The sequence below is a fragment of the Paenibacillus sp. FSL H8-0317 genome, assembly GCF_045040685.1.
Lineage (GTDB): Bacteria > Bacillota > Bacilli > Paenibacillales > Paenibacillaceae > Paenibacillus.
Genome location: NZ_CP150294.1, coordinates 5921531 through 5941123, shown reverse-complemented (window position 1 = coordinate 5941123; position 19593 = coordinate 5921531). Strand labels below are relative to the sequence as shown.

The 19593-nt window shown below is 47.2% G+C and carries 18 protein-coding genes; 13 read left to right on the top strand and 5 right to left on the bottom strand.

The window, feature by feature from the left end; genetic code table 11:
• Positions 1-315 precede the first annotated feature (315 nt).
• Both MHB43_RS26630 and MHB43_RS26625 read left to right on the top strand, forming a co-directional pair.
• Positions 316-1635: a TrkH family potassium uptake protein gene (locus MHB43_RS26630; RefSeq protein WP_405132472.1), complete on the top strand. Its 1320-nt coding sequence runs from the start codon at positions 316-318 to the stop codon at positions 1633-1635.
• 54 nt (positions 1636-1689) lie between these two features.
• Complete coding sequence (locus MHB43_RS26625) at positions 1690-2361, top strand: TrkA family potassium uptake protein (RefSeq protein WP_017692455.1); 672 nt, start codon at positions 1690-1692, stop codon at positions 2359-2361.
• 61 nt (positions 2362-2422) lie between these two features.
• Here the strand turns inward: MHB43_RS26625 and MHB43_RS26620 are convergent, their stop codons facing one another.
• Positions 2423-3346, bottom strand: a complete 924-nt coding sequence (locus tag MHB43_RS26620; RefSeq protein ID WP_221821003.1) for a LysR family transcriptional regulator — start codon at positions 3344-3346, stop codon at positions 2423-2425.
• A gap of 295 nt (positions 3347-3641) precedes the next feature.
• On the opposite strand from MHB43_RS26620, the gene MHB43_RS26615 reads away from it, so the two are divergent.
• The 6 genes from MHB43_RS26615 (at position 3642) to MHB43_RS26590 (ending at position 10059) form a co-directional block, all read left to right on the top strand.
• Positions 3642-4310, top strand: a complete 669-nt coding sequence (locus tag MHB43_RS26615) for a succinate dehydrogenase cytochrome b558 subunit (protein ID WP_036605792.1) — start codon at positions 3642-3644, stop codon at positions 4308-4310.
• A 43-nt stretch (positions 4311-4353) separates the two neighbouring features.
• Positions 4354-6096 carry a succinate dehydrogenase flavoprotein subunit gene (sdhA, locus tag MHB43_RS26610; protein WP_221821002.1) on the top strand — a complete coding sequence of 581 codons (1743 nt, stop codon included), beginning with the start codon at positions 4354-4356 and terminating at the stop codon, positions 6094-6096.
• Between the two features lie 458 nt (positions 6097-6554).
• A complete protein-coding gene (gene sdhB, locus MHB43_RS26605) occupies positions 6555-7319 on the top strand; it encodes a succinate dehydrogenase iron-sulfur subunit (RefSeq protein WP_036605794.1) in 765 nt (254 codons plus the stop codon).
• 175 nt (positions 7320-7494) lie between these two features.
• The gene (locus MHB43_RS26600; RefSeq protein WP_221821001.1) at positions 7495-8469 is read left to right on the top strand and encodes a metallophosphoesterase; all 975 of its coding nucleotides are present in this window, start codon (positions 7495-7497) and stop codon (positions 8467-8469) included.
• A 57-nt stretch (positions 8470-8526) separates the two neighbouring features.
• Positions 8527-9258: a metallophosphoesterase gene (locus MHB43_RS26595; RefSeq protein WP_221821000.1), complete on the top strand. Its 732-nt coding sequence runs from the start codon at positions 8527-8529 to the stop codon at positions 9256-9258.
• A gap of 168 nt (positions 9259-9426) precedes the next feature.
• Positions 9427-10059, top strand: coding sequence for a GNAT family N-acetyltransferase (locus tag MHB43_RS26590; protein WP_221820999.1), 633 nt, complete (start codon positions 9427-9429; stop codon positions 10057-10059).
• Positions 10060-10504: 445 nt separating this feature from the next.
• Here MHB43_RS26590 and MHB43_RS26585 read toward each other — a convergent pair whose 3' ends face one another.
• Positions 10505-11314, bottom strand: a complete 810-nt coding sequence (locus MHB43_RS26585; RefSeq protein WP_221820998.1) for a histidinol-phosphatase — start codon at positions 11312-11314, stop codon at positions 10505-10507.
• A gap of 30 nt (positions 11315-11344) precedes the next feature.
• Positions 11345-12247 (bottom strand): LysR family transcriptional regulator, encoded by a 903-nt coding sequence (locus tag MHB43_RS26580; protein WP_036605798.1) that lies wholly within the window; start codon positions 12245-12247, stop codon positions 11345-11347.
• Between the two features lie 457 nt (positions 12248-12704).
• Here MHB43_RS26580 and MHB43_RS26575 point away from each other — a divergent pair, with 457 nt between their 5' ends.
• The 5 genes from MHB43_RS26575 (at position 12705) to MHB43_RS26555 (ending at position 17763) form a co-directional block, all read left to right on the top strand.
• On the top strand, positions 12705-13163 hold the full coding sequence (locus MHB43_RS26575; RefSeq protein WP_211082998.1) for a chemotaxis protein CheX: 459 nt from the start codon (positions 12705-12707) through the stop codon (positions 13161-13163).
• 56 nt (positions 13164-13219) lie between these two features.
• Complete coding sequence (locus MHB43_RS26570; protein WP_221820997.1) at positions 13220-13993, top strand: SDR family oxidoreductase; 774 nt, start codon at positions 13220-13222, stop codon at positions 13991-13993.
• A 396-nt stretch (positions 13994-14389) separates the two neighbouring features.
• The gene (locus MHB43_RS26565; protein ID WP_405130791.1) at positions 14390-15763 is read left to right on the top strand and encodes a DEAD/DEAH box helicase; all 1374 of its coding nucleotides are present in this window, start codon (positions 14390-14392) and stop codon (positions 15761-15763) included.
• Positions 15764-15790: 27 nt separating this feature from the next.
• Entirely contained in the window at positions 15791-16543 is a 753-nt protein-coding gene (locus MHB43_RS26560) for an ABC transporter ATP-binding protein (protein WP_036605802.1), read from the top strand.
• A gap of 2 nt (positions 16544-16545) precedes the next feature.
• Positions 16546-17763 carry an ABC transporter permease gene (locus MHB43_RS26555; RefSeq protein ID WP_221820995.1) on the top strand — a complete coding sequence of 406 codons (1218 nt, stop codon included), beginning with the start codon at positions 16546-16548 and terminating at the stop codon, positions 17761-17763.
• Between the two features lie 169 nt (positions 17764-17932).
• On the opposite strand, the gene MHB43_RS26550 is transcribed toward MHB43_RS26555, so the two are convergent.
• Both MHB43_RS26550 and MHB43_RS26545 read right to left on the bottom strand, forming a co-directional pair.
• Positions 17933-18058, bottom strand: a complete 126-nt coding sequence (locus tag MHB43_RS26550; RefSeq protein ID WP_206759599.1) for a YjcZ family sporulation protein — start codon at positions 18056-18058, stop codon at positions 17933-17935.
• Positions 18059-18275: 217 nt separating this feature from the next.
• The gene (locus MHB43_RS26545; protein WP_221820994.1) at positions 18276-19574 is read right to left on the bottom strand and encodes an aminotransferase class I/II-fold pyridoxal phosphate-dependent enzyme; all 1299 of its coding nucleotides are present in this window, start codon (positions 19572-19574) and stop codon (positions 18276-18278) included.
• Positions 19575-19593 lie beyond the last annotated feature (19 nt).

Here is a 19593-nt window from a genome sequence, read left to right as displayed (position 1 = left end):
TGATCCATCCGTCGCCATATCTGAGTTCTTCCCTTTTTGGCGGAATTCGATGCTATTTACACAAAAAACGTTTTGTCTACAAACGTCGCAGCGCTTATAATTTTGAAGCAAATGTGCAATGATTCGCATGTCTTTCGCCCAACAAGGGAACGAATAGAATATATTCCAACTTCATTATATATGTCGTATTAATCTGAATCATACTTGTTTAACGTTTGGCAACAGCATTTCAAATGAAGAAGGCTCCACGGGTGTGGAGTTATTTTCATTTTAGAAGAGGTGGAAGATACTCAAGTGAAACTGAATGTTCAATGGATGCGATTATCGCCACCCCGTATTCTTGTGTTAGGATTTGCTGGCATCATATTGGTAGGTACACTATTGTTAATGCTTCCGGCATCCAACCGTAACGGTGACAGTCTTGCATTTATTGATGCGCTCTTTACAGCAACTTCGGCTGTTTGTGTCACCGGTTTGGTAGTGGTGGATACAGGGACTCATTTCTCGATGCTGGGTCAGGTTGTGATTGCGATTCTGATTCAGATTGGTGGACTGGGCTTCATGACAATGTCCACATTGGTTGCCATTGCGTTCAAACGGCGGATTTCGCTTAGAGAACGGTTGATTCTACAGGAAGCGATGAATCAGAGCACGATGGAGGGCATCGTCCGGCTGATTCGGAAAGTTGTGATCTACTCACTCATTATTGAAGGCATATGTGGCACACTGTTTGCCATCCGCTGGTCGTTCGACATGCCGGTCGGACAGGCGATCTATTATGGCTATTGGCATGCGATCTCCATGTTCAACAATGCGGGCTTTGATATGTTTGGCGATTTCCGCAGTCTGACCGGTTATGTGTATGACCCGTTGGTTAATTTTACAGCAATGTTCCTCATTGTCTCTGGCGGTATCGGTTTTGTGGTGTTGTCAGACCTGGTAGATTACCGCAAAACGCGAAAGCTGTCTCTGCACTCCAAAGTTGTACTGTTAACAACTGGATTGTTGATTGTGTTTGGTGCACTTGTCATTTTCGTATTTGAATTCAGCAATCCACGGACATTGGGTGGCCTGAACTGGGGTGGCAAAATTCTCGGTTCATTCTTCCAATCCATTACGCCGCGAACAGCAGGAGCCAATACGGTAGATATTGCGGGGCTGAGACAGGCAACACAGTTCTTTATGATCATTCTGATGTTCATTGGTGCTTCGCCGGGTTCTACCGGAGGCGGGATCAAAACAACGACATTTATGATTATGGCTGGAGCGGTCATCGCCATGATGCGTGGACGTGAAGATATCGTGTTTTTCCGCTATCGGCTCGTACAGGAACGGATTTTCAAGGCGCTTACCATTACATTGCTGGCGCTTTTGTTCATCATAGCTGTAACGATGGCACTGAGTACCACAGAAGACGCCAGTTTTATGATGATCTTATTTGAAACGACATCAGCTTTTGGTACTGTCGGATTATCGCTCGGACTGACGCTGAAGCTGACTACTTTGGGCAAACTTCTGATCTGTTTTACGATGTTTGCAGGAAGGCTTGGACCGATCACATTAGCGTATGCACTTGGGCAGAAAAAGGGTAAAGAGTTATACAGGTATCCGGAAGGCAAAATGATTATTGGATAAATCTATTATTAGTGAGTTATGAAATTGATCTGGATAAGGGGTTCGTGAAGAACAATGAAAACACAGCAGTTTGCGGTGATTGGGCTTGGGCGGTTTGGCTCCAGTCTGGCGCAGGAATTAATGGAACTCGGCTACGAGGTGCTCGGGATCGATAAAAATGAAGAAGTCGTCGAAGACATAAGTGAACTGGTCACCCATGCCGTTGTAGCTGATGCCACAGATGAGGAAGTGCTGCGCTCCCTGGGTATTCGAAATTTCGACTGTTGCATCGTAGCCATCGGGGATGATATTCAGACGAGCATTCTCACTGCCATCCTGCTGAAAGAGCTGGGTGTCAAGACGGTCGTTGCCAAGGCGATCTCCGTTCTTCACGGACGGGCACTCGACAAGCTGGGCATCGATCGTGTCGTTTATCCTGAGCGGGATATGGGCATTCGGGTTGCCCACCAGCTGGTTACCCCGAACTTGCTGGATTACATTGAATTATCCAATGATTACAGTATTGTTGAGATGAAGGTTCCCGCCTGTCTGCACAACAAAACCCTTTCAACCCTGAATGCACGCGTACGTTTTGGTTGCAGCATTGTGGCGTTACAGAAAGAAGCCGGGGTCATTATCGCTCCGACGGCATTGGACTCGCTTCAAATGGGGGATATCATGGTCATCATTGGTAATAATGCAGATATCGACCGATTTGAAGAAGAGGTTATCAGCCAGGAGAGCTGATAATTATCATAAGTTAAAATGGAAGAGCCAGGCGTTAGAGCCTGGCTGATTCAGATCAAAGCTAAGGCGTCGTAGTCCTCCGTGAGGGCAATGGCGCCTTAGCTGTAAAGAGTGCAGCCGTCTCCTTGACCCATTGTCTGGAGGTCTCGCTGAGGTCCTCTTTTTCCCCATATATCATGCAAGTTGTTCTGCGGGTCTGCTGTAATTGAGGCAAATGAACAGAAACCAGATCATTGTCCGCGAGCAATTGTGGACGAAGATATGACTTGGGCAATAGAGCAGCTGCTTTGGCGGAAGGCAGAAGTCGGATGATCGCTTCAAAGGAATCAATCTCCATGCGAATATCCGGCATCACGGCACAGCGCTGGAAGAGATCGTCCGTTAATTTGCGGTACCAGGTACCTTTGGAGAACGTGATCATCGGCAGATCCTGCAAATGCTCCATCCCGGCTTCCTTGCCGGATAAGGGGTGCGTGAGCGGTACAACCAGCTCCAGATGATCATCAAATAGCGGTACGCAGTTCAGCCCCACTTCGCTGATGGAGGAGGCGACAATGCCCACATCGGCTTTTTTGTCACGCACAAACGAGACAATCTCATGTGTTTTACCCGTCAACAGTTTCAGTTCGGCATTTGGATGTTTCTCCATAAAGGCATTGACGAGAGGTGGTAACGTAGTTTGAAGCGTCGTCAGACTGGCTCCGAGTGTAATGGCGCTCTGTTCTTCGTCTTTATACTGGGCCAGCATGGTGAGGAACTTCTGTTGCTGCTGCTTCTGTTCTACAGCGTAGGTATAGGTGAACTGGCCCACACTCGTTAACTCCAGCCGTTTGCCACGGCGGTGGAACAGTGCAACCCCGAGTTCATCCTCCAATTTGGCAATTTTACGTGAGAGTGCGGGTTGGGACAAGTTCAGTAACTTGGATGCACGGTTCAGGCTGGACTGCTCCACGACCGCTGCAAATGCATTTAACTCCTCAAACATGAACAATAACCTCTTTTCCATGAATGTGATTCTTGCCCTTGTTTAATCGTTTTCCATGTTGTATGGCCTGTAAACCCAATGTTTCACTGCTTATACCTATAGGTTATAACATTTAATAATTATATTGCAATTCCATTATAAGAAAAAAAGGAGTAACATGAACCGTGACACAAGTTGTTCACACCTGGGGAAAACGGAACAATTTGTCGAACCTTTTCAGGGAAAAGGATTCGTGTCATGATAAGTGAAATCATTTATGAAAACGTTGTATTTAGCGAAAGGGGATCGACATTTTATGAAAGGGTTTTACTCCAGAAAGCTGCACTCCTTGCTTGGCGTCATTCCGCTCAGTCTGTTTTTTGTTGAGCATTTGGTGACGAACTTCACGGCAGTTGAAGGCGGCAAAGAAGCTTTTTACGGTGCCGTTGCATTTCTGAACGGTTTGCCTCTTGTTATTGTAATTGAGGCATTACTTATCTGGCTGCCGTTGTTCTATCACGGTGTTTATGGTCTTTACATTGCCTATCAGGCCAAGCCTAACGTTGGGCGTTACGGTAATGAGCGCAACTGGCGCTACACGTTACAGAGGGTAAGCGGTATTATTACGTTTGTATTTGTCATCTGGCACGTATGGGAGACGCGAGTACAGATTGCGCTGGGTAATGTATCCCATGAAGAGATTGGCGGCGTTATACATGATGCGGTAACGAATCCGATAACCTTTGCGATATATATGATCAGTGTGGTTGCGGCGTCATATCACTTTGCCAATGGTCTGTGGTCGTTCCTCGTTAGCTGGGGAATCACAGTTGGTCCGCGTGCGCAGCGTGTATCCTCTTACGTATGTATGAGCTTGTTCGCTATTGTTTCCATCATGTTTATTGCTTCACTATTTGCTTTCCGGAGCATTGATTTCCAGACAGCTACTTCGATGATTGACGCAGTAAAAACAGTTCTAATTTAAGCATTTAGCGTATAAATGCTGACTTATAAGGGAGTGAACAGCAATGGCATCAACGAATGTAATTATTGTGGGCGGCGGTCTCGCAGGCTTGATGGCGGCGATCAAATCGGCTGAAGCCGGAGTCCATGTTCATTTATTTTCACTGGTTCCTGTTAAACGATCCCACTCTGTATGCGCACAAGGCGGCATTAACGGAGCGGTAAATACTAAGGGTGAGGGTGACTCCCCATGGGTACACTTTGACGATACGGTATACGGCGGTGACTTCCTTGCGAACCAACCTCCTGTTAAAGCGATGTGCGAAGCAGCACCTGGCATCATTCACTTGATGGACCGTATGGGCGTAATGTTCAACCGAACACCAGAAGGTTTGCTTGATTTCCGTCGTTTCGGGGGAACGAAGCATCACCGTACGGCGTTTGCCGGAGCGACAACAGGACAACAATTGCTCTATGCATTAGACGAGCAGGTACGTCGCTGGGAAGCAGCCGGACTGGTTACGAAATATGAGAACTGGGAGTTCCTGCAGGCGGTTTTGGATGATGAAGGCGTATGTCGCGGGATCGTGGCTCAGGATCTGAAAACGATGAAGGTACAGACCTTCCCGGCAGAAGCGGTTATTCTGGCGAGTGGTGGTCCGGGTATCATCTTCGGTAAAACGACCAACTCTGTAATTAACACAGGTACAGCGGCAAGTGCGGTGTATCAGCAAGGTGTAAACTACGCCAACGGGGAGTTCATTCAGATTCACCCAACAGCCATTCCAGGGGATGACAAGCTACGTCTCATGTCTGAATCCGCGCGTGGTGAAGGTGGACGGATCTGGACGTACAAAGACGGCAAACCTTGGTACTTCCTTGAAGAAAAATATCCATCCTACGGTAACCTGGTTCCACGTGATATCGCGACTCGTGAAATCTTCAGTGTCTGCGTAGACATGGGTCTGGGTGTGAACGGTGAGAACATGGTTTATCTCGATCTGTCGCACAAAGATCCGAAGGAACTGGATGTAAAACTCGGCGGAATCATTGAGATCTATGAGAAGTTCATGGGTGATGACCCGCGTAAAATCCCAATGAAAATTTTCCCGGCAGTCCACTATTCCATGGGCGGTATGTGGGTAGATTACAACCAAATGACTAACATTCCGGGGCTGTTCGCAGCTGGTGAATGTGAATATCAATACCATGGTGCGAACCGTCTGGGTGCAAACTCACTGGTATCTGCGATCTATGGTGGTATGGTGGCAGGACCAAAAGCGGCTGAATATATCAAAGGACTCAAAAAATCGTCCGCCGATATCCCATCTTCCGTATTTGAGAAACACACCAAACAACAAAGCGACAAATACGAAGGCATCTTGAAAATGCAGGGCACGGAGAATGCCTATGTCATTCATAAAGAGCTTGGCGAGTGGATGACAGCCAACATGACGGTTGTACGCTACAACGACAAGCTTGAAGCCACGATTGGCAAGATCAAGGAATTGAAAGAGCGTTATGGCAAAATCAACATGTATGACAGCTCCGGTTGGAATAACCCGAGCGCAGCATTCACTCGCCAACTGTGGAACATGATTGAATTGGCAGAAGCAATGACTCTCGGCGCACTGCTGCGTAATGAAAGCCGCGGCGCGCATTACAAACCGGAATTCACGGAACGTAATGACGAAGAGTTCCTGAAAACGACAATTGCGAGCTGGTCGAAGGAAGGCCCGAAAATCTCGTACGAGGAAGTAGACGTATCTCTGATCCCACCACGTATCCGGGATTACTCCAAGGATTAAGAAGTATCACACTATTCATGTAATGAATAGTTAAACACCTGAACGGAGAGGCAGGAGAACTTTGAAGAAGCAGAGCTTTTTCAAAGTTACTGCCATCAACGTGAGGGAAATGCCCAGAAGAAGCAAGCGCTTAGCGATGGTTCAGAACTTCAATACTGCCATCCACAATGAATTGGAGAGCAGTTTCCAGCAAAGTGACCCTGTATGCACGACGTAGCGGAGGAAGCGGAAATGCCCAGAAGAAGCGAAGCTGAAAGCTTTCTGAAAGAAAGCTACTTCGAAAGCATACTCTTCGCCTTTATCACCGGATTTTAACCCTGGGAAGGGTTGATCAAAAAAATCCGGGGATAACAGCGATCAGAGGGGCATTCCGCTGACGAAGCGTCTCCCGGGCACCAAACCAGTAACTTTGCGCATCAGCAACACCAATCATCGTCACCAGAGGAGGGGACAACGATATGGCGGAACAAGCTACAGCCAACAAAACCGTCAAGTTTATCATCACCCGTCAGGATAGCCCGGAGTCATCTTCGTACAACGAAGAATTTGAGCTTCCGTACCGTCCCAACATGAATGTGATCAGCGCCCTGATGGAGATTCAGCGGAACCCCGTCAATACAGATGGCAAATCCATTGCTCCCGTGTGCTGGGATTCCAACTGTCTCGAAGAAGTCTGCGGTGCCTGCTCTATGGTCATCAACGGCAAGCCACGTCAAGCATGTGCAGCCTTGATCGACAAGCTCGAACAGCCCGTTCGTATCGAACCGATGAAGACATTCCCGGTGGTTCGTGACTTGGTCATCGACCGTAGCCGGATGTTTAGCGCCCTGAAACGCGTAAAAGCATGGATTCCGATCGATGGTACCTATGACCTTGGTCCAGGTCCACGGATGCCTGAGAAGAAGCGTCAGTGGGCATACGAGCTGTCCAAATGCATGACATGTGGTGTATGTCTGGAAGCATGTCCGAACGTCAATGAGAAAACAGACTTTATCGGTCCAGCAGCACTGTCCCAAGTGCGTCTGTTCAATGCTCACCCTACAGGAGAGATGAACGCCGACGATCGTCTGGAAGCATTGATGGAAGACGGAGGCATTGAGGGCTGTGGTAACTCACAGAACTGCGTGCAATCCTGTCCAAAAGGCATTCCACTGACAACCTCCATTGCCGAAATGAACAAACAAACGACCAAGCATATGTTCAAACGCTGGTTGGGAGTTTAATCTCGTCATAACATGTGCAGAAGTGTAATCTGCAACTTAGAAGAAGTCGTGATCCCGTGCAGCAACATGCCGGAGATCCCGGCTTCTTTTTGTGATGAAGCAGAGGAACCGGGCTATCCATGCAGAATATGGTATACTAAGGGGATGGATTAAGAGCGTAGAAGGAGGGGGAGATATGGCAGAGACACCGCGTCAGGGCAGCAACAACTCGCCGTCCCAGCGCTCGCACAAAGCACCAGGTGCAGAAGAGTCTGTGTTTCCTGGAGAAGAAAAGGATCATGATCCCTCTCGCCGAAGTTTCTTATTGCGTATGGTTTTGATGACAGCAGGTGCCAGTTTGCTCACAGGAGGTTATGCCTGGCTTTGGGAGCCGCGTCGTCTGGAAATCAAGCAAGTGGAACTGAAACTTCCGAAGTTTCCAAAGGCATTTGACGGTTTGCGTGTAGTTCAGTTCAGTGATGCTCATCTTGGTTTTCATACTGGGGTGAAAGAGATGAAGAAGCTGGCAGCAACGATGGAGCAGTTGCAACCAGACTTGATTTGTTTTACCGGAGACATCGTCGAGAGGGAAGCAGAGCCGATGCGTGAATGTATTCCGATACTCGCCTCCATGCAAGCCAAGTATGGCAAATTTGCTGTTTTGGGGAATCATGATTATCGGGGCGGACAGCAGAATGAAGTGACAACCATGTTTCGTGAAGCCGGATTCACTTTGTTACGGAACGAACATGTGGTGATTAAACAAGGGGGCGAACGTCTGGCCATAGCTGGTCTGGATGACGCACTTACAGGCAGGCCTGATCCTGCGCAAGCCATCAAGGGATTGGATCATGATGTGTGGAAATTGTTACTTATGCATGAACCGGATTATGCCGATATTGCCACTCCCTATGGTTTCGGATTACAACTTTCCGGTCATAGTCATGGTGGACAGGTACGTTTCCCCTGGATCGGGGCACTGACAACTCCGCGAGGTTCACACAAGTATGTTCAAGGGTTGTATTACACGGATGTTCAGGGGGTATATTACACCACCCAGACACAGATGCCAGTGTATGTGAATCGTGGTTTTGGCATGACTCAACTGCCCATTCGTTTTCTGTGCAGACCAGAATTAACGGTGTTTGAGCTTAAAGGATTAACCACATAAAAGAATATAAGATGAATGTAAAACATAAAGGATTTAACATGAATGGAGGTTATCCAGATGGAACGAATTGCGATTGTATCCGACATTCATGGCAACATGACTGCCTGGGAAGCAGTGTTAGGAGATATCCGAAGTCGTGGCGTGGAGCGAATCTTTTGTCTTGGTGACCTCGTGGGCAAGGGGCCAGAACCAGTACAGGTTGTGGATCAGGTGAGAGCGACGTGTGAACTTGTTATCCGTGGCAATTGGGATGAACTGGTTGCGGTTAACCAAGACAACGAGAACTTTACGTGGCAAGCAGAGCGGCTGGGTGAGGAACGATTGGCTTACTTGGCGGGCCTACCCTTCAGTCATCAATTTCAACTGAGTGGTCGCACCATCCGTCTGGTTCATGCTTCACCTCAAAGTGTATACCATCGTGTACAGCCGTGGGACGCGATGGAAAAGAGGTTGGCAATGTTTGATCCTCCGGCTGATGAGCCTGAGCAAGGTGTTGCAGATGTTGTAGGTTATGGGGATGTGCATAACGCATACTTGCAGTATATGAACGGCAAGTTACTGTTTAATGCAGGCAGTGTTGGTAATCCACTCGATCTTCCCCAAGCTTCCTACTGTATTCTGGAGGGTGAAGACTGCAACGATAACAACACCCCATTCAATGTTCAATTTGTGCGGGTGCCTTATGATATTGAGCGAGAAGTACAGGTTGCGCAGTCGGCGAATGTTCCTGCATTGGATTTCTATATTCGTGAGATTCGTACGGGTATCTATCGTGGGCTGCAGGAGTAGTCAGCATCTGGACCTTTTAGCGTGAGAAATTGAATGATGCAATATATTAATACTAAAATGCGAATACTAAAGTTCGTGGATCAGTTCAAATGGTATTACGCCGGATCATCTTCAGAGCATGCTTGTCTTACCGGACTAGAGCCCGTTTAGGCAAAAGGAGCGATTGTCATGCTTACCCGAAAAATGCTGGTTCAAGGTCTGCCGGTTTTGTGGACAGAGCGTCTTGTCCTGCGATCATTACGTCAAAGTGATTACAGCACATTATCGGAACTCTTTTCCGATCCTCAGGTCATAAGATATGTGAATAGGGGAAGCCAGCCCACGCCAATCAGGGCGAGACGGTTATTGAACCAGATACGGAGCAGTAGTGCCAAGCTGGATTCGTTACATTATGGGATCTGCTGGAGAGGCAAGGAACAGGTGATTGGGATCACCTCATTCCAGCACTGGAATGATCAGAATGGTACCGCACAGATTGGTTATATCCTGAACAGGTCCTGTTGGGGCAAGGGTGTGGCTACCGAGGCGGTACAGCGGCTGCTGCAGTTTGGATTTGACGATCTTCATCTGGGGAGGGTGGAAGCACGTTGTTATGAGGCCAATGTATCTTCACAACGGGTGCTAAGCAAAATAGGGATGTCTTATGAGCGGTCTCTTCCCTCGTTTGGACTGCATGATGAGGATGACGAAGGATCAGAATCCCTGATGGATGTTAAAGTGTACAGTATGTACCGGGAACAATACGCCCGCCCTCTTCAGGAAAAAGACCTGCAAACCCTGGTATCTGACAAGCCGCAATGACATAGAGTAAGAGTAGTCAAACGTGAATGAATCGAACTTCAATCATTTGTTACACAATTGAAATATAGCTGCAATTGAACTCTAACAGACAGGGGGTAAACTTATCTCATGACCCCCTTTTTGATAATAGATAATGCTGTTGGGACCCGCGCGAGCGGGTTCATTTTTTTTGCCCATATAAGTTAACTGTGAAGTATTTACACTGGCCACTCCGATGACAGAATAACCCTTCGATCGCTGTTATCCCCAGATTCTTTGATTCCCTTTTGAAAAGGGTAAATCCGGGGATAAACGCGAACACTTCGTTTCTTCTGGTTATTTCTGTCCTCTCCGTTATCGTGTAAATATGTAGTTTAACTTTATATAATATTTTTTATTTAGAATTAAACCCAAAACCCCCACTGCGCTTGTTAACGCTGTGGGGGTTTCTATGTGGTCCTATATTTTACAGTGATACAACCTGCATCTGTTTCTGCTTGAAGTATACCCAGTCGGTGAATCCGATCTCCTTGAGACGTGTACGAACGTCATCCAGCTCGTCTGCAACGCGCTGTGGTTTATGAGCGTCCGATCCAAATGTCACCTTCACTCCATAATGATGGGCGCGTTCCAAAATGGCATCTGAAGGGTACCAGCCTCCGCTGAGTTTGGTTTTGCCAGATGTGTTAATCTCGATCGCTACGTTGGATTCTGCAATGACCTGCAACGTTTCATCAATAGCCTGATCAGCGATAATTTCGGAGAAAGGTGGATAATTTCCTTTCATTGCATCAATGTGTCCAAGAATCTGGAACATACCACTCTGAGCCGATTGCCGGATCAATGAATAATAACTCTCTTTCACTTCAACTTTGCGAGCATCGCTCAGTCCTTTCCACCGGGTTTTGTTGAAGATACTCACATCCTCGGTATGATGAACTGAACCGATAATATAGTCAAAAGGATACTGTCCCAGTGTGGTACGGTACAATTCTGCATAAGCAGGGAAGTAGTCGGATTCAATGCCGAGCAGTACATCGATTTTACCAGCGTACTCTTCTTTCAAAGCAAGGACTTCTTCCACATAATGCTGCAATTCCGACTTGCCCATTGCGATCCGGGGAAATGCCTGCTCAAGCTCACTGCCAAAGTATGGCGTATGATCCGAGATACCGATGGCCTGAAGTCCTGCCTTAATACCTGCCTCTATATAATCGCGGATGTTGCCGTCTGCGTGACCACAACGAAAATGATGTGTATGAAGATCAAATTTCATATGGAATCCTTCCTTTCTCATGGCTCATAGTCATTCTGAACTGATGAATTGAGTTTCCGGCATACCTTTGAGGTCACTTATGAATTGCTGCATCGCTGAATTAAGGTACCGACTGGACTTATAGATGACACCAACAGGATGACTGACCTCCAACTCACTTAAGGGTATCATTCGCAATGTACCTTGACGCAACTCATGCGCAACAGATTGTTTGGAGATGACAGCTGCTCCGAGATCAATCTCGACCATCCGTTTCACTTCTTCGCTGCTAGACAACTCCATTACAATATTAGGTTCAATGTTATGTTTCTTGAAGATGGTTTCCGTAAACCGTCGGCCTACTGTGTCAGGGGACAGCAGAATCAATGGTGTACTGCGGAGCACATCCACTGCAGCATGTTTTTTCTTCGCCAGCGGATGGGAAGGCGATACAACGAGTTCAAATGTGTCATAGTACAGCACAGATGTATTCAGGTTGGGATTACGCTCCGTGAGATAACCGATACCAATATCAACCAGACCATTCTCGACCTGGGTATAGATCTGTGATGAAGGAAGGGATTGGATACTGGTTTTGATCAGCGGGAATTGATCTTGGAAATAGGATAACACCCTTGGCAAGATCTGAATCGCAATGGAAGTTGTTGTGCCTAATACGATACGTCCCTGAGGCGTTTCATCGAGATCGGACAATTTTTGTTTCAACTCATCAACGATGTCGAGCATCCGTTCAGCGTGCTCCAGGAATACCTGTCCACGGTCTGTCAGGGTAACGGGTTGGTTCCGATCTACAAGAACGGTGCTGAATTCGTCCTCCAGACTTTTGATCTGGGCTGAGACGGCAGGCTGGGTCAGGTTCAGAAGTTCTCCCGCTTTGCGAAAGCTCATCGTTTTGGAAATGGTAATTAGTGTCTCCAGTTGGCTTATGTTCATAGGTGACCTCCTTGCAGGCAAAATAACTTGATTATGTAGTGTTTGGTGCGATGTAATCCCGTAACTGGTTATTGTTCCGTTATCTTAAATTATAGGTGATTCAGGACAGCAGAGCAATGAAGGTAATTCTCAGGATCAAAAGTAGTTCAAGAGACTGTGAAAAAAACGCGAATACAAGAATTTGATTTTTTTAACAGTTGTGAGAAAACAGTAATAAAGTCCTAAATGCCTTTTACCACGCACAATGAACGAAAATCTTTCTTCAAAAGAAGTAAAAAGCTCTGTTTATTCGCTAGAATCAGCTATAAACATTTGCCCCACGGATGACGATAAATTATAGTACACATGGTTTAACGAATTCTTAATGAATTCTTGTACGTGATAAAGTATAATAAATTTAATGAATATGGGACTTTTGGTGTGTGACCAATAACCCAGTGTGAGGGGGACATAGACAGTGAAAGCGGAAGTGATTAATCCTTTCCTGGAATCGGCACGGAACGTATTCGAACAGCTCATCCAGGTTTCGCCTTCCACCGGGAGTCTTGGCGTGAAAAACGTAGAGTACATTGCAGACCATGTCTGGATCGTGATCGGAATGACCGGACAACTTAGCGGAAACATTGTATTTGGAATCAATGAACAAGTTGCATTGAAAATTGTATCTGCGATGATGGGTGGTTTTGTCATTACAGAAATGGATGAAATGAGCAAAAGTGCGATTTCCGAACTGGGTAATATGATCAGTGGTAATGCCAGCACCATCCTGTCGAATCAGGGGGTTGTGGTCGATATTACACCTCCACAAGTAATGAAGTCCGAACACCTGACTGCATTTAGTGCAACGAAAGCACTGAGCATTCCTTTGCTGATGGACGGCATTGGTGAGATGGATATTCAGGTCATGATCTCGTAGAATAGAACCATACGCCTCAAAAGGCAATATGTGTTCAATACGGGAGGACATCACGGATGCTGAAAGATAAGGTAGTGTTTATCACAGGTGCATCGAGTGGTATCGGTGCGCTGTGTGCGCAGATGCTGATAGAAGAAGGAGCCATCCCAATTCTGGCTGCCCGTTCACGGGACAAGCTGGAAGAGATTGGTGCCTCGCTGAAAGGGCAGCATGAATTACTCACACTTGATGTTACGGATAGTGAGCAGGTTCAGGCAGCTGTGGATGCGATATTGCATAAATACGGACGAATCGACATTTTGCTGAACAACGCAGGTTACGGGAAATTCGCAGCGATGACTGAGATGTCTGTACAGGAATTCGATGAGATGATGAACGTTAATTACATGGGCATTGTCCGCTGCACCAAAGCAGTGCTTCCACAAATGCTGGAACGTGGCAAAGGTCAGATTGTGAACGTGGCCTCCATGGCTGGCAAAATTGGTACCGCCAAATCCGCTTCCTATACAGCTACGAAACATGCTGTACTCGGATTTAGTAATGCGCTGCGTCAAGAGCTTCGCAAGACTGGCGTCATGGTGACAACGATTAATCCAGGTCCGATTGATACACCATTTTTCCATCGGGCTGACCCTTCTGGCAATTATGTGAATAATGTACGCTGGATGATGTTGAAACCGGAAGACGTTGCGGGTCATATGATTCGGGCGATGAAAAAACGCAAGGAAGAAGTGAACCTGCCAAGACTTGCTTCTGCTGGCATATGGCTGTACCAGCTATTTCCTCGTCTTGCAGATCGATTGTCGCACGGTGTAATGAATCAGAAGTAAATGTGATACGAGGCATCATATACGGAATGAAAGAAAGGCTCCGCCGAGGGGCTTTTCTTTTTTTTGGCGTGTATATATACAATTCTGGAATAAGATTTGGTACACGGGCTTTTTTCGCATATAATGAAAGGTAATGTGATGACAGGCTTCGGTTTTATACAAGCAACTTATATGTTCAACTAAACTTTTTACACAATAGCGGAGAGGACAGAAATAACCTGAAGAAGTGAAGCGTGCACCTTTATCCCCGGATTTTTCCTTTTGGAAAAAAGGAATCAAAGAAATCTGGGGATAACAGTGATCGGAAGGTTGTTCTGTCCTCGTAGTGTCAGTGTAATTACTCATTAGTTGAACTTATATAACATCAAAATGAATAAATTAAAAGGATGGACATACATGACGAATCAAACATTTGCTTCAATTGGCGTGGAACAGGATCTGGAGGCCATTTTGGCGAAACATGGCATTAACGAACCTTCACCTGTACAGACTCAGACGATCCCGGTTATTTTGGAAGGCCGTGATGTCGTATCCAAATCCCAGACGGGAACAGGAAAAACGCTGGCATATCTGCTGCCACTGTTACAATCCATCAAAATGGATATCAAAGGTACGCAGAAACTCATTATTGCACCTACGCAAGAGCTGGCGATGCAAATTGTACGTGAAGCGCAGCGTTATGCGGAAGAACGTAAGATCGGTGTATTGGGTCTAATTGGTGGTGCAGCGGCTAAACGTCAGATCGAGAAGCTGCGTGAGCATCCACAATTGGTTGTGGGTACACCGGGACGACTGAAGGAATTGATTACACTCAAAAAACTGAAAATGCACAATGTTTCCACCATTGTTATCGATGAAGCGGACCAAGTGTTCCAACTTGGCGGCGTAAGTGACGTAAACTTTGTACTCAAGAGCGCATTGCGGGACCGTCAGTTGATCTTCCTGTCAGCAACCATTGATGAGCATACGGCTGGACTCGCCAAGCGTGAGATGAAAGAGCCTGTTCAGATCGGAATTGAACCGGATCGAGCTACGGCTGCGGGCCTTGAGCATTATTATTTTGTAGAAGAAAACCGGAACAAAATTGACATGCTGCGTCGTCTGGTTAGACAGTACAATCCGGATCGGGCAATCGTATTTGTGAATGCAACCGAAGATATTGGTGAAGTTGAAGCAAAAATGAATCATCTGGGCTTGTCCGCTGCTGCGCTGTATGGGGATGCTGACAAAGTGACCCGCAGTAACGTATTGTCTGCCTTCCGTAATGGAAAACTCCAGTTGCTGATTGCCAGCGAAGTCGCTGCCAGAGGACTGGATATCGAAGGCTTGCCAATGGTCATTAACTATGACCCTGCCTTTGACTCGGAGCACTATGTTCACCGTGCAGGTCGTACAGGCCGGATGGGACGTTCGGGTATCGTTTTGTCCATTGTGGATGAAACACAGATCTTTATTATGCGTAAATTCGCACGCGAACTCGGAATTGAACTGTCAGAACGTGTACTCTTTGGTGGTAAAGTACTGGAGGCTGACCCGCGTCCGGACACGCGGCCTGAGGGACATTCGTTCTCCAGAAAACCAGGACAATCCAGAGATCGCAAACCAGGGCAGGGCAATCGTGATGGGGGAACTAGAGCTACAATCTCCAATTCGCGTCCAGCAGGTAACAAACCAACGAGTAATACAGGCCGCACGGAGCGCGACCAGGATCGTAAAAACAAAGGAGCACCCAAGTGGAGTAAAGACAAAACGCCACGCTCCGAAGAATAGAATCTGACGAAAGGGGTGCAGGGATAGATGGAAAACGTTCAATCGCCTGTTCTGCAAATTAGCGGGTTAAGCGGAGGTTATAGTGCCAAACGGCCAGTCCTTCACGGCATCGATCTGGAAGTTGGACGTGGAGAGATGGTCGGACTAATCGGCTTAAACGGTGCTGGCAAAAGCACAACCATGAAACACATCCTCGGCTTGATGACACCTCAACAGGGCGAAGTGCGAGTGATGGGCAAGAAACGGGACGAGGATGCGCAGATCTACCAATCGGCTATGGCATTTGTACCGGAATCACCCGAACTGTATGATGAGATGACGGTGATGGAGCACCTGGAGTTTACGGCAAGAGCGTACAATGTGTCGGAGGCTGATTTCAAACAACGTACGGAGAAACTGCTGGAACTGTTCCGTATGAATGAGAAAAGTACAAGTCTGTCGACTCACCTGTCTAAGGGGATGAGGCAAAAGGTCATGATCATGTGTGCTTTTGTGGCAGGACCACCACTGTACATCATTGATGAGCCTTTCCTGGGGTTGGACCCGCTGGGAATCCGCTCCTTGCTTGATTTTATGCTTGAGATGAAAGCTTCGGGATCATCCATTCTACTCAGTTCACACATTCTGTCCACGATTGAAAATTACTGTGACCGTTTTATCGTTCTGCACCGTGGGCAGGTTATTGCTCAAGGGACGCTGAATGAACTGCGCTCCCAATTCGGGGAATCGGATGCCACGCTGGAGCACATGTTCTATTCCCTCGTACAAGGCAGGGATTGAGCATGGATCTCAAGCTGCTATGGAAGCAAAGACGCACAGGATTCTGGAACGGAATTCTTCCTTATCTGGGTTATGTGATCCAGAGCGGTGTAGCTATGGTCTTTTTATTTCTCGTCATTGCGTTCTCCGCCTGGTATACATCATTTGTCCAGAACATTCCCGCGGAATTTCCGATTCGCTGGATTGCATTGCTGCTGCTGGCACCACTAGTGTTGTTTAGCAGTTATCGTACATATCTGCTTCCGGCAGATATCGTGTTCCTGCGACCACAGGAATACCGGATGCAGGAATATTTGAAGAACAGCTTTGCCCGGGGCATCATCTATAAAACTCTGGGATTGCTGCTTGTGTTTGTTACACTGTGGCCGCTCTATGTCAGAGCAGATCTGGATGCACGGCCATTTGGCTGGTTCATCGTATTCCTGCTGCTGTGGAAAGGGTTGTCCAGTTATGGAGCATGGCAAGAGCTAAGAATGGTTCAGGTTGGGGCAGCAAGAGGATATCGTCTCTTGCGATGGGCTCTGGCAGTGCTGGCGGTTGGCGCCTGGTTATGGCAACAACCGCAGCGCAGCGTCTGGTTCCTGCTGTTGCTGGCTGTTGTCTACATCGTCGCCCTGCGTATACCGGTGAAACATCGTGTAGCGTGGGAACGACTGATTCAGGTAGAGCAGGGTCAGGCTGGCAGGGTTATGCGGACGCTTGGCTGGTTTGTGGATGTACCTTCATCCGGACAGAAAGTAAGTTCGCGTCGCTGGCTTAGCAAATTGGGGAGTGGTCTTCCCTGGAATGCAGGGAAAGCTTACCGTTACTTGATCACCAAAACGTTTGTTCGAACCGAAGTGTTCTCAATCGTGTTACGCCTAGTTGTACTGGGCGTGTTACTATCCTGGTGGACAGCAGGCAGCTACTTTGGTGTCGGGGTGTATCTGTTCTTCCTGTTGCTTGCAGGTGTACAGCTTGGTGCACTGCGTCGCAGTCATAGTGAATCGTTCTGGATTATGATCTATCCAATCTCGGGTGAGAGTCGTCGTTCTCAGGTGTTGGGATTCATATTCCATCTACATGCACTGGTTGCATTACTCATGTGGTTGCCTATGCTGGCTGCCGGAGCAAGCGGACTGACTGTCACAGGAGTAGCACTTATTTTGGGTATACTGGTGATTGTGATCATGCGGCGTTCGCAAGGTAACAAGTGGTTGAAGGAAGAAGAGGACGAGTAAACGATCGGACACCTGACCAACTCGGATTATTACATTGGGTTCATCAGTGAGAGGTACAAAAGATAACAAAAGAAGGGTATGCCGGGCTGTATCCCGGTATACCCTTCTTTGTGCTGTAATGGAATCATGCAATCAGATCACTTGGTTCTTGCGCAAGTGTGTATTGGTACTAACAGAGGAACGATTTAGTGATAATTACGAGCAAGATGAACAGAACGAGAATGGCACCTGTGTTAGTAAATCCTCCGTAACCGCCGCATCCATAACCGCCTCTTGTATCTTCAACTCCAGACATGGTCATTCCCCTTTCAAGTGGTTGTTTGGCACGCCCTTGCGTACATCGTATATTATGTGCCGTGGGGGTAGGCTGATTGGGCCGATGCCCGGTAAAGCCAGAAATTAAAGCTTTTGGGCAGATAAAACACAAAAGAACCCTTCGTATGTTTAGTGACATGAAGCGTCGCCGTTATACAAAGGGTTCTTATATCATTCAGGGTACAGGTCTGTGTTAACTAAGTCGTCCGCAGATCCTGAACTCCACGATAGATGGTTTCATACAGATCTTCCAATCCGGATTCTTCAATACAGGAGAAGGCGATTCGCAGATCCGATTCACCCAGCGCGATTGTACCCACACCATATTGGTGCAGCAAATGGCTTCGAAGTTCTTCAGCGCCAACTTCTTTCAGCTTCAGGCACATGAAGTAACCGGAGTTGAACGGATAATAGTCCCATGCATCTCCATACTTGCCGCTATCGAGAATGGCTTTTACCTTGTTGGCGCGGCCTTTCATAATCTCGAACTTCTCCTGTTTCTGTGCTTCAAACTCCGGTGCTTTGAGCGCATCCAGTACAAAAGTCTGGGAAGGATGCGGGCCACTGGAGATCGTTGCCCGGATAATACCGAGTGTTTTTTGTTCCAATGCATGCAGAACGGCTGCATCTTCATGAGCATACGTAATGAATCCAACGCGGAAGCCCCATACGAATTCTTCCTTGGTTGCACCATCCACTTTTACGGTCAACACACGTGGATGAATGTTGGCAAGTTTGCCAAACAGGGATTCATGAATGGAATCTTCGAAGAACAGTCCAAAGTAGGCATCATCTGTTACAGCAACCACGTTAACACCGGCTTCAGCTGCCTGAAGAATCGTGTTAACAATGGCATCTGCTTCTTCGGCTCCAGGCGTATAACCTGTAGGGTTATTCGGGAAGTTGAGCAGAACGATGGCTTTACCTTTGTCCTTTTGATCAAGCAAAGCCTGAAGCAGACCATCACTGTTGAAGTTCAACTGATCATCGAACAGGGGATAATGAACCAACTGGCCATGACGACGAATTCCGAAGGTCAGCTCGTAATTTTCCCAGTTTTTATCTGGATATATGACAGCGTCCCCTTCATCGGCGAACAGGTCGGCTACGATACTAAGTCCATGGGTTAATGCATTGGTTACAATCGGATTGCCAAACGTTTTGCCTTCTAGAGAAGGCGTTTCCTTCAGCATCTTGTCTCTCCAAACGGTCCGCAATTCAGGTTTGCCTGCAGGTGGAGCGTAAGGATACAGATCCTTTGGTTGGAATGCAGACAGCTTCTCCTGAATAACCTGAAGATGCATCGGCACACCACCCTCCAGGGCGATACCAATCGTGGCATTATGGGTCTTGGCCAAGCTTGCTGCTTCAGCAGATTGACTCAAAATCCCCTCTTTAGGAAAATAAATTTCTTTGCCAAGCTGTGACAGCATGGAGTAGACGTGACTGCTGCCTGTCTGAATACTTTCGTTCAACTGTTCAGCCAGTGGATTCATTCTTTTCATCCTTCCAAGT